Source organism: Rothia amarae (genome assembly GCF_014705945.2).
GTDB classification, from domain to species: domain Bacteria; phylum Actinomycetota; class Actinomycetes; order Actinomycetales; family Micrococcaceae; genus Rothia; species Rothia amarae.
In genome coordinates, this window is the sequence record NZ_CP061538.1 from 488,118 (window position 1) to 499,722 (window position 11,605).

General features: G+C 54.4%; 10 protein-coding genes. 5 read left to right on the forward strand and 5 right to left on the reverse strand.

Features of this window, described 5'->3' with window-relative positions; translation table 11 throughout:
- Positions 1–6 precede the first annotated feature (6 nt).
- Positions 7–489, forward strand: a complete 483-nt coding sequence (locus IDM48_RS02335) for a class I SAM-dependent methyltransferase (protein ID WP_190617871.1) — start codon at positions 7–9, stop codon at positions 487–489.
- Positions 490–662: 173 nt separating this feature from the next.
- Here the strand turns inward: IDM48_RS02335 and purM are convergent, their stop codons facing one another.
- The 5 genes from purM to IDM48_RS02360 all read right to left on the reverse strand — a co-directional run bounded on the left by purM (position 663) and on the right by IDM48_RS02360 (position 5,552).
- Positions 663–1,805 carry a phosphoribosylformylglycinamidine cyclo-ligase gene (purM, locus tag IDM48_RS02340; protein ID WP_190617873.1) on the reverse strand — a complete coding sequence of 381 codons (1,143 nt, stop codon included), beginning with the start codon at positions 1,803–1,805 and terminating at the stop codon, positions 663–665.
- Positions 1,802–3,523, reverse strand: a complete 1,722-nt coding sequence (gene purF / locus IDM48_RS02345; protein ID WP_190617875.1) for an amidophosphoribosyltransferase — start codon at positions 3,521–3,523, stop codon at positions 1,802–1,804. Before purF ends, purM begins: the two co-directional genes overlap by 4 nt.
- A 135-nt stretch (positions 3,524–3,658) precedes the next feature.
- Positions 3,659–3,994, reverse strand: coding sequence for a hypothetical protein (locus IDM48_RS02350; RefSeq protein ID WP_151145306.1), 336 nt, complete (start codon positions 3,992–3,994; stop codon positions 3,659–3,661).
- Between the two features lie 155 nt (positions 3,995–4,149).
- Positions 4,150–4,533, reverse strand: a complete 384-nt coding sequence (locus IDM48_RS02355; RefSeq protein WP_190617877.1) for a sterol carrier family protein — start codon at positions 4,531–4,533, stop codon at positions 4,150–4,152.
- Positions 4,533–5,552 (reverse strand): asparaginase, encoded by a 1,020-nt coding sequence (locus tag IDM48_RS02360; protein ID WP_190617879.1) that lies wholly within the window; start codon positions 5,550–5,552, stop codon positions 4,533–4,535. Before IDM48_RS02360 ends, IDM48_RS02355 begins: the two co-directional genes overlap by 1 nt.
- 246 nt (positions 5,553–5,798) lie before the next feature.
- Here IDM48_RS02360 and IDM48_RS02365 point away from each other — a divergent pair, with 246 nt between their 5' ends.
- From IDM48_RS02365 to IDM48_RS02380, 4 genes are all read left to right on the forward strand, one after another.
- Entirely contained in the window at positions 5,799–6,491 is a 693-nt protein-coding gene (locus tag IDM48_RS02365; RefSeq protein ID WP_190617880.1) for a TetR/AcrR family transcriptional regulator, read from the forward strand.
- Between the two features lie 33 nt (positions 6,492–6,524).
- Positions 6,525–9,224: an MMPL family transporter gene (locus IDM48_RS02370; RefSeq protein WP_238398012.1), complete on the forward strand. Its 2,700-nt coding sequence runs from the start codon at positions 6,525–6,527 to the stop codon at positions 9,222–9,224.
- Positions 9,225–9,278: 54 nt separating this feature from the next.
- Complete coding sequence (purD, locus tag IDM48_RS02375) at positions 9,279–10,565, forward strand: phosphoribosylamine--glycine ligase (protein WP_151145315.1); 1,287 nt, start codon at positions 9,279–9,281, stop codon at positions 10,563–10,565.
- 93 nt (positions 10,566–10,658) lie between these two features.
- Positions 10,659–11,591 carry a phosphoribosylaminoimidazolesuccinocarboxamide synthase gene (locus IDM48_RS02380; protein WP_068170581.1) on the forward strand — a complete coding sequence of 311 codons (933 nt, stop codon included), beginning with the start codon at positions 10,659–10,661 and terminating at the stop codon, positions 11,589–11,591.
- Positions 11,592–11,605 lie beyond the last annotated feature (14 nt).

Below are 11,605 nucleotides of genomic sequence, written 5' to 3' on the forward strand. Positions count from 1 at the left end.
GACCGGATGACAGATTCCCAGCCTTATGAAGATTTGCTTGCCCGAATCTACGACGAAGATAATCCTGACGGGCCGGACCACGACTTTTACCGGGAACTGGCGGATGAGGAGAGCGCTAAAAATCTTTTAGATTTAGGGTGCGGCACAGGAATTCTTACTGTGACATTTGCGCAACAGGGGCGGTCAATCGTGGGTATAGACCCATCCGAATCAATGCTCAATATTGCGCGAGAGCGCCCTCAAGAGAGCGGAATTGAATGGAGGATAGGAACTTCTCAAAATATTGAGACTAACAGGTTTGATTTTGCAATTCTGAGTGGGAACGCCGTCATGCATATCTTGGGTGAAGACTGGCACAATGCATTGGCGGATATAGCACGAGGTCTCAAGAAAGGTGGGACCCTCGCCTTCGAAACGAGAAACCCAGAGGCAAAAGCCTGGGAATCGTGGGGTCACGAAAAGTATCAGAGACAGACATCGGTAGGGTAGGTTTGGGCGCATGTTAGCTAGGTACAGTCAAATTGGCGGGGTGGTCGGAAAACGAAACCCGATCTTGCCTCTCCGCCTCTAAAGCGTTGAGGTACAAGAAAGGGTCAACTTTTCGTGAAAAAGTTGACCCTTTCTTACATCTCAACGGGATGGGCCGATATGAACGTAAAATCCTAACGGTACTGGTTCAGCAGAACCGCTGCGCCGCCGTCAACACCCTTAGCGCCCTGAACATAATCAGAGTTCGAGGAGTACGAACCGTCGTCCTTTTGCACGGTACCCAGAATCCACGAGGAAAGCCCTCGGTCATTCAGGCGCGCAACAGCGGCATCGGCAACTGAAGGATCAACCACGGCAATCATGCCTACACCCAGGTTCAGCGTGCGTTCCAGATCAGCCTGGGGCACCCCGCCGAGCTCTTCGACGAGACGGAAAATCGCGGGAATTTCCCACGTGGAACGATCAACCAAACCAACAGTTCCTACCGGGAGGACGCGCGCCAGGTTAGCCGCCAATCCGCCACCGGTTACGTGGGAGAATCCACGAATACCGGACCCGGTCTGACCATCTTCACCGTTGACGGGGAAAGCCTCCATCAAATCAAGGCAGTCTGCGGTGTAAATACGGGTTGGCTCCAACAGTTCTTCACCCAAGGTGCGACCGAGCTCGTCTACCTGACGCTCCAAACCCCAGCCTGCCACGTTGATTACCTTGCGCACCAGCGAATAGCCGTTGGAATGGATGCCTGAAGATGCCATCGCGATGAGAACATCTCCCTCACGAACGCGATCTGGGCCGAGTAACTCGTCGGCTTCAACAATGCCGGTTGCCGCACCTGCGACGTCGTATTCGTTCTCCGCCAAAAGACCGGGGTGCTCGGCTGTTTCGCCACCTACCAAAGCGGTTCCAGCGAGCGAACAACCCTCTGCAACACCGCGCACAATATCAGCGACGCGTTCGGGAACTACCTTGCCGGTAGCGATGTAGTCGGTCATAAAGAGAGGGCGAGCACCGGTAACTACGATGTCATCGACCACCATACCCACCAGGTCTTGACCGATGGTGTGGTGAATATCGAGTGCCTGCGCAATAGCAACTTTGGTGCCGACGCCGTCAGTAGAGGTCGCCAAGTAAGGCTTCTTGAAATCCTTGAGAACAGAGAGATCGAAGAGACCGGCAAAGCCACCTACTCCGCCCACAACTCCGGGGCCGTGAGTTGCTTTGACGGCGTCTTTCATGAGTTCGACCGCGCGGTCGCCGGCTTCGACGTCCACACCTGCGGAGGCGTAAGTTACTGGGTTGGGGGTTTCACTCATGAGTTGTCCTTCTCAGTGGTTGCTTGATCTGCGGGTTCTTTATCTTCGGGCAGAACGAGGTTCTCTAAATCAGAATCGGGGCCGGGTTCGCAGGAACCGGTGGTGTTAGGCTCGGTAGCTAACTTATTTTCCAGCTCTTCGGTGCCGGGGCGGGTCTCTACCGAAACCGCGTGGGCATGTTCGGGCTTGTGCGCGACGGGGCGCTCAACGGTCACCTCGGCAATGGAGCTAGAAAGCGGGCCCGCAGAGCCGTCCTTGGTGTCAAAGAGATTCTTGCCGATTCGCTCGGGAATCGGAATAGGGTAATTGCCGGTGAAGCAGGCGGTGCACAGATTTTTGCGTTCCTGCTTGGTGGAGGCAATCATGCCCTCTTCAGAGATGTAACCCAGCGAATCAGCGCCGAGCGAATTGCAAATCTCTTCCGCTGCCAGCCCATTTGCAATGAGCTCGGAGCGGGACGCAAAGTCGATGCCGTAGAAGCAAGGCCACTTAACGGGCGGCGATGAAATACGAACGTGCACTTCGGCAGCGCCGGCTTCGCGCAGCATACGGACCAGGGCGCGCTGGGTGTTGCCGCGAACGATCGAATCGTCAATGACGATGAGGCGCTTGCCTTCGACCACTGATTTGAGCGGGTTGAGTTTGAGCCGTATGCCGAGCTGGCGGATGGTCTGTGAGGGCTGAATAAAGGTTCGCCCCACGTAGGCATTCTTCACCAAACCGTTGCCAAACGGAATACCTGATTCTTCGGCGTAGCCAATCGCTGCAGGCACACCGGATTCAGGGGTAGGCATCACAAGGTCAGCCTCAACTTGGTGTTCGCGGGCGAGCTGGCGACCCATTTCCACACGAGACTCATAGACCGAGCGTCCGTTGATGGTGGTATCAGGGCGAGCCAGATACACGTATTCGAAGACGCAACCGGCAGGCTTTGCTTCGGCAAAGCGGCGTGAGCGGAGACCACCTTCGCGGTCGATGATAATCATTTCGCCCGGTTCAATTTCGCGGACGAACGATGCGCCCACAATGTCTAGCGCAGCAGTTTCAGATGCCACCACCCAGCCGCGTTCAAGACGGCCGAGAACCAGCGGGCGAACCCCTTGCGGATCGCGTGCGGCGTAGAGGGTGTGCTCGTCCATGAAAGTGAGGCAGAAAGCGCCCTGAAGCGAGGGGAGTAAATCGAGGACGGCGTCTTCGAGCGAACCAAAATCGCTGTTATCAAGAAGTGCCGTTACCAAGGCGGTGTCGGTAGTGTTACCCTGCGCCAGCTCGCCACGCAACGGAGCGTCGCCGCCGTTGCGTTCCAGCAGACGGTCGTAGAGTTCAGCAGAATTAGTGATGTTGCCGTTGTGAGCAAGCGCCAGCGTGCCATAAGGAATATCGCCCAGAGTAGGCTGCGCATTAGCCCAGTGGGAAGCACCGGTGGTGGAGTAACGGCAGTGACCAACCGCCATATGCCCTTTCATCGGAGCGAGCGTTGATTCATCAAAAACCTGGGAAACGAGACCCATATCTTTGTACACGCTAATGCGGTTGCCATCGCTGGTTGCAATACCAGCGGATTCTTGACCTCGGTGCTGCAGAGCGTAGAGACCGTAGTAGGTCAGTTTTGCGACGTCTTCGCCCGGTGCCCAAACGCCAAAGACACCACATTCGTCTTTGGGGCCGTGGTCGATTGGATCGAGATCGTGTGTGAGTTTTCCGTCAGGACGAACCAATGAATGCCATCTTTTCGAGGTTGGAGATGCGGTAGAAGCTCTTAGAAATTGGTGTATTTCTGTTTGCTCAGACGCTAACCAGTGTAACCGATAGCACTGGTTGAGTGGAGAAATATTGAGACGTGAGGTGTGGTCTTATTGGTCAGATGTTTCAACGGCACGTAGAGTTTCCGGATTTTTTGCCGAACGACGGTCGAGAATCAGAGCAATGATGATGCCGACGGTCGCGCCAATTGCCCCGATAACTACTGCCAGGACGCCGAATACAGCTGAACGAGAATAGTCCAGGGTCAGCATCTCAGTGGGGGTGAAGATGAAGGTAAGCAGAGTTGCCACAATTAGACCGATAACCCCACCTGTAATGGCGAATGCCGGGATAGACGGGGCACGACGGACACTTACAATCTGATCGCTGTGATCGTCCTGGTGTGTTGTGCGCGAGGTGGGGCTGGTATTTTGCTCGGTGCTCATGGGTCTTAACGTTACCGTATGAGACTGGCCAGGGGTTTGTGCCCGAAATCGAAAGCACACCATATGCCCACAGCACACGGTTCTTAGCTGTGTTGGTGGGCAAATGGTGTGTTCTCGAAGGTGGCATAGGTAGCGACGGCTGGGCGCCGGGCGTCCTAAAGAATCGGCATCCGATCTGATAAATCCGAGCGTAACCCTGAAGCGGAAATCTTAGTGGCGTTCTCTTCCCACGTAGATACGCCCAACGCAACCGAACACCAGGTGAAAGCGTCGATTTCCACCACATTTGGTGGGGTTCCGCGTGTATGTCGCGGACCGGCAATACACTGTGTGACGCCGAAGGGCGGCACTCGGGCTTCCACCGAGTTACCGGGGGAGAGGGTGGCTAACTCCTCCAAAAGATAGCGCACCGCAGTGGCGCGCTGGTTGCGCGAGAGTGCCTGAAAAGAAGCTTCCGGTGAATCTGAGGAAAGCGCTGCACGAACCGCAGAAATTGCTGCTGCACCGTCGTCCTCAGAAATTCTGCGCCGAATCGCCATTAGGAATCAGCTCCCAGAGACTCCTTCAACTCTTCAACTGCCAAGCCTAGCTCAATCGAACCGACGGGCTCACCGCCACCGAAAATGGGTCTGACGACCGCATCAACGCACTCATCGGCAAGGGCGGCAGAAATATAACCGCACGCTTCCAAAAGTCGCACAGCCACCAGCGAAGTTGCCCGCGAAGAACCGTCTAAAGCCTTTACTGCCACCGAAGCACCCGAGCGCAGACCAATCGCCAAAATGCCTTCGGCGCCGTTCTTCACCACGGCATCCAGTTTTTCAATGAGAACAGTGACCGGCTCCCCATATCCCTGCACGAACTCGGGATAATCCACCATTGCGGTGGCGACCGTGGCAGCGCGGGCATCGGCGCGAATGTTTTCTACAGCCGCTCCCAACGTGGAGTAAGCGCGAGCTAAACCGGTGAGGGAAATGGCGGCAACGGGGGCACCACAACCATCAACACCCACTGCGGAGATTTCCTCTTGCGCATACTCACTGATAGTTTCTAACGTAAGTTTTTGGAGGGGATGCTCGGCATCCAGATAAGTCTCAACCGGCCAGTCGCTCTTCTTGCAGCCCCACAAAAACGCCGCATGCTTACCGGAACAGTTGAAGGCAAGTTTTTGCTTGGGGTGTCCGGCGGAAACCAGCGCGTGATAGCTCGACTCATCACTGGGCCAAGCGGCGGGGCACTGAAGAGCGGAAGCGTCGAGGGAAGCTTCTTGAAGGATCGACTGCGCCACCTTCATATGTTCAAAAGAGCCGGTATGGGATCCCGACGCCAAAGCAATCTGTGCACCCTGTAGTTCAGCCCCCGCGTTCATCGAGGCAATCGACTGGAACGGCTTGAGCGTAGAGCGCGCAAAAATAGGGGTCGTGACGTCACCGAGAGCGGCAACAACTTTGCCTTCGGGGGAGAGGACGACGGCGGAGCCCACGTGGCGGGATTCAACGAATCCGCTTCGGACGATGCGGGCGAGTTCTACGGCGTCAGAGGCTGAAAAGGTCTGCATGTTTTAAGTATTCCATAGGATTTGCACCGATAGCTCGGCGCAGCGGGAGGCAAGCTGGCTGGGTCTGGCGTGAATCGCATTTGCGAGCGCTAGCGAGCCATGCGAGAAGGATCGCTTGCCAACGCTGTGCCGAGCGGAGGGTAAGGGCATGGATACTCAAACTTTGTGCAGTTTCTGCATTAATGTGGCACAAACTACTCCCGAAAGTAATTGCAGTTTCTGCATCGTTGCAGTTACTGTAAATTTATGAAGTTTCCACATTCCTGCATACGTGCGGACGAGCGAGAGGGTTTTTCTGACAAGCGAAAAGCCCGTGCTGCCGCCACGCATCAAGCCATTTTGCAGGCGGCAGAAGAACTCGCTCTGCGAGAGGGGCGGCAGGCTCTCACCACCAAGAGGTTGGTGGCTGAGGCCGAAGTCTCCGAGCGAACTATCTTCAATCACTTTGAAAACATTGACGCTATTTTGCTGACCAGTCTGGGTCAACACCTGGCTGATTTGGTAGATGTCAATGCTTTCCCTGCTCAGATAGAACTTTCCCAACTGCCCCTGGCTTGCGAGGATTTTCTCATCCAAAGCTTGCAGCGGGAGCGAAGCGCTGAAGCTCTTGACCACTTCGTCAATCTCGCGGCTACTTTTGGTTCCGCAGAAGACATAGGGGAGAGCATCGGGCAAAAAGTCTTTGCCACCGTGCAGAGCATGAGTATGGCGCTCTGCCAGCATGTGCAAGAACTTTACCTCGCAGAAGATGATTTGCGAGTGGTTGAGCTGGCTCTGTATCTGCAGAATCTCCTCACGGGGATGCTCTTTGGCATGTGGCGTTATATGTACGAAAATCCACAGCTGCAAGAGAATCCTTCGCAGTACTCAAATTCGGAAATTCGTCAGAACATGATGTGGGGAGTCACCCAGGTGAGCACCGGACGTCCGAAGTTTTAGAACCTTATAAATTTTCCCAAGAGTTAGAAGATTATGTCTAAATTTTTGTATCGGCTCGGCTATTTTGCCGCGAGAAAGGCCTGGACTATTGTTGCTCTCTGGGCAGTGATTATCGCGCTTTTAGCCGGCTCATTTTCCGCTTTCCGCGGTGAAATGACTAATCAGATTACTATTCCCGGTACCGAAGCTCAGCAGGTTCAGGAAACTCTTTCGGAGAAGTTTGATACGAATACCACTGCTGGTTTTGGTCAGGCGATTCTTGAGACCGAGAATGGTTCTGCTTTCACTGAGGATCAGAAGAAGGCAGTTGCGGACGCCGTCTCTCGTGCTGAGGGCGTTGACCAGGTTGATTCCGTAACCGATCCGTTTGCCACCGCTACGAAAATTGCCGACGGCAAGAAGCAACTAGAAGACGGCAAGACCAAGGTTGCCGACGGCGAGAAGCAGATGGCTGATGCCCAGAAGCAGCTCGACGATACGCAGAAAAAAATCGATGATGGCTCACTTGAATCTGAGGCTCGCGCCAAGATTGAAGCAGGTCAGGCTGACATCGATTCGAACCGTCAAAAACTTGAAGGTGGCCAGCAGCAACTTCAGATGGCTGAAACCCTTCACCTGCCTCTCACTCCTGACATGCAGGAGCAGAAAAAGCAGCTTGAAGAGGGGCAGAAGAAGCTTGAAGAAGGCCAGAAAGAGCTTGATGCTCAGAAAGCAAAGCTTGAAGATGGCTCTCTCCTTAAAGATGCTCAGAAGCAGGTTGACGACGGTCGCACTGAGCTAGAGAAGAAGCGCCCCGAACTTGATGCGGCGAAGAAGGAATTGGATCGCAACCAGGCTCTTCTGGATATGACTTCGGATGCGGCGTCTATCTCTGAGAACGGTTCAGCAGCTATTGCAACAGTTTCTTTTACCGATGACATTATGGCTGTGAGCCCTGAACATCTGGCGAATACTCGTGACGCGTTTTCTTCTTTAGAAGATCACGGGGTTAAGGTCTTGTACGATACCAACCTCTCTGGTCAGCGGCCTGAAATGGGTATGACCGGTGAAATGATTGGTATTGCTCTGGCTCTGATTATTCTCTTCGTCATGCTGGGCACGTTGATTGCTGCTGGTCTGCCTATTTTGATGGCGGTCATTGGTGTTGCTGGTGCCATGATGGGTACTCTGGCCCTTTCTGGCGTAGTGGATATGACGTCGACTACTCCGACCCTCGGTTCTATGCTGGGCCTGGCTGTGGGAATCGACTACACCCTCTTCATCTTGAACCGCCATCGCAATAACTTGGCGCAGGGCATGGACATGAAGAAGTCGATTGCTCTGGCAACCGGCACCTCTGGCGGCGCTGTTCTCTTCGCGGGCACCACGGTTATTATCGCTTTGCTTGCTCTCAATGTGGTGGGAATTCCCTTCCTTTCGGTCATGGGTAACGCTGCGGCGTTTGCCGTGTTCATGGCGGTTGCCGTAGCGGTCACGCTCTCGCCAGCCATCCTTTCTCTGGTAGGACGCCGCATTATCAGCAAGAAGCGGTGGGCAGATATTGACCGTCGCTCGGCTCTTCATACCGACGACGCTGAAACCGCTGAAGCTGCGCATGTTGCCGCTACCGAGAAAGAAGAGCGCCCCACTGGCTGGTTGAAGGCGATTTTGGCTAAGCCGGTAGTGACTATTATTGCTGTGGTGCTTGCGCTGGGCGCTGTGGCGATTCCTGTGAGTGACATGCGTTTGGGCCTTCCCACCGGTGCAAGCCAGAAGGAAGATACCCCTGCTCACCAAACTTACGAAGCAATTAGTGAAAACTTTGGCGAAGGTCAGAACGGTACCATCATCGCTGCGGCGAACCTGCCCGATGGAACTACCGAAGATCAGGCTAAGGATTTGCAGGTTGAAGTAGGGCAGAAGCTCCTGGAACAAAACGATGTCAAAGCGGTTATACCCGCGTTGATTTCTAAAGATAATTCCACTCTGCTCTACCAAATCACCCCCGATGCGGGACCATCTGAGGTGTCCACGGAAAATCTCGTTTCGAATATCCGCGACTTGAAGCTGGATACAGACGACGGCGAAGTTACTTTTGGTGTGACCGGACAGACCGCAATGAACATTGATATTTCAGAGAACCTGGCAAAGGTACTCCCCATTTACATCGCTATTGTGATTGGGCTGTCCCTGCTGGTGTTGATTCTGGTGTTCCGCTCCATTTGGGTTCCGCTCACTGCAACCCTGGGGTTCCTCTTCTCCCTCGCTGCGGCATTCGGTGCGACCACCGCCGTCTTCCAATGGGGTTGGGCAGCTAGTCTCTTTGGGGTAACGACCCCCGGGCCTATCCTCTCTTTCTTGCCGATTATTGCCGTAGGCGTGCTCTTTGGCTTGGCGATGGACTACCAGCTATTCCTGGTTTCGTCCATGCGCGAGGCATACTCGCATGGTCGAAACGGTAAGAAATCAGTGGTGGTGGGTTATAACCATTCCGCTCGCGTTGTGGTTGCTGCGGCGTTGATTATGGCGGGTGTGTTCATCGGCTTTGTCTTTGCTGGCGATCCCATGATGGCATCCATCGGATTCGCGCTGTCGGCGGGTGTCTTGTTCGACGCATTTGTGATTCGTATGACTCTCATCCCCGCGCTGATGTACCTGCTCGGTGATAGGGCATGGTGGTTGCCCAAGTGGCTCGATAAAATCCTCCCCGATCTTGACGTCGAAGGCACCCAGCTAGAACGCGAAAAGCACTAGCAGAGGCTAGCCGACCAAGTACCAAAACCCCTTCTTTCGGGGTAGCCTATGAGAATGAAGGTTTTGGTACTTGGTCCCGGCGGGCGCGAACACGCAATTATCCGAGCATTACTTGCAGATCCACAGGTTCAAGAGGTGCACAGCGCACCCGGTAATGCGGGCATTTCCCAAGATGTACCTGTACATCAAATCGACGCTAATAATCCTGAAGCAGCTGTTTCGCTGGCGCAGGATCTTGGCGTCGATTTAGTTGTAATTGGCCCCGAAGCTCCTTTGGTTGCCGGTGTGGCCGATGCCCTCCGCGCGAAAGACATCAATGTATTTGGTCCGAATCAGGACGCCGCTGCGCTGGAAGGCTCTAAAGCTTTCGCTAAGGAGATTATGGCGGCAGCGGATGTTCCCACTGCCCTGGCGTATGTGGCAACGAATGCCGATGAAGCTATCAAGGCTCTAGACACCTTTGGCGCTCCCTATGTGGTCAAGGACGACGGACTGGCAGCAGGTAAAGGTGTGGTGGTCACCGAAGACCGCGCCGCCGCGATTGCTCATGCTGAGGCCTGCTTTGAAGCGGGTGGATCAGTTGTGATTGAGGAATACCTTGATGGCCCCGAAGTCTCCCTCTTTGTTCTCTCTGATGGTACAAACGTTGTACCTCTAGCACCTGCCCAAGACTTCAAACGCATCTTCGACGGCGACGAAGGCCCCAATACCGGCGGCATGGGTGCGTATTCTCCCTTGGAATGGTTGCCTGCAGGTTTTGTTGAAGAAGTCGTTGAACGCGTAGCTCGCCCTACCATCGGTGAGATGGCTCGGCGTGGAACTCCTTTCAATGGCGTTTTGTTCTGCGGTTTGGCAGTGACTAAGCGCGGCATCCGCGTCATTGAATTTAATGCTCGTTTTGGAGACCCCGAAACTCAGGCAGTTCTCTCCCGCCTCAAGAGCCCTCTGGGGCAACTCTTGCTAGCAGCCGCTCGTGGCAAACTTGATGTCCAAGGCGAGCTGGAGTGGGATTCTCGGACCGCCCTCGATGTGGTCATGGCTGCTAAGAACTACCCGGACACCCCGCAAAAAGGTGATGTAATCTCAGGCTTGCAAGAGGCTAATGAGCTAAAAAACGTTCACGTAATCCATGCGGGCACCGCTGAGAAAGACGGCGAAATTATCACCGCAGGTGGGCGCGTACTTGCTGTCGTTGCCCTCGGCGGTACCCTCACCGAAGCCCGCCAGGCAGCCTACGCCGGGGTCCAAAAAATCAGCTGGGACAGCGCGCAGTACCGCTCCGACATCGCCCAAGCTGCAGCAGAAAACAAGATTCGCGTTCCAGATACTTCATCTCACTAAACTTCAGTGGCTACCCATACAGGGTGGTCGCTGATTTCGCTTCTATCTTTTTTCCTTATCCCACTTCAACAACACTGAACACACAGGAGAATAATGAGCTCTCGAAATACCCCACTTGAGATTCCCGGCTGGACTCACGTTTACTCGGGTAAGGTACGCGAATTGTACGTGCCGAATGAGGGAGCTAGTGATGTCACGGGTATCTGCGTCAAAGACGACGCGGAGTTGCGCGCCGGTTCTGTCATGGTGGTTGCTTCTGACCGTATTAGTGCCTTCGACCAGGTAATTCCTAACGATATTCCTGATAAGGGCAAGATTCTTACGCAGCTTTCGCTGTGGTGGTTCAAGCAGCTTGACGGCGTACCGAACCACGTGCTGTCCACCGACGTGCCCGACGTCGTTGCTGGTCGAGCAATGATTTGTAAGTCGCTCAATATGTTTCCTGTAGAGTGCATCGCCCGCGGTTACCTGACCGGTTCTGGCTTGCAGAGCTACAACGAAACCGGCAGCATCGCCAATGTTCACCTTCCCGCTGGTTTAGTGGATGGTTCCCGCCTCGACCCGCCCGTTTTCACCCCTACCGGGAAAGCGGAGGTCGGAGAACACGACGAGCAGATTACTTACGAGCAGCTCTACGAAGAAGTAGGTCAGCCCATTGGCGAGCGCCTTGAAGAGCTCACCCTGTATGTTTATTCCACTGCAGAGAAGATTGCTCGGGAGCGCGGCATTATTATTGCCGATACTAAGGTGGAGTTCGGGCTTGATTCCTACCGTGGCGAAATTACTTTGGGCGATGAGGTTCTCACCCCTGATTCATCCCGTTTCTGGGACGCAGAAAAATATGCCCCCGGTCAGTCACAGGCTAGCTTTGATAAACAGTTCATCCGTGACTGGCTGAAGTCAGACGAGTCAGGTTGGGACGGCAAGGGAGCTATTCCCGCGCTACCTGAGGAGATTATTGAGAAGACCCGGGCGCGGTATGTTGAAGCCTTCGAGCGTTTGACAGGTGAGACTTTCAAAGCATAAATCCGGTGTAATTT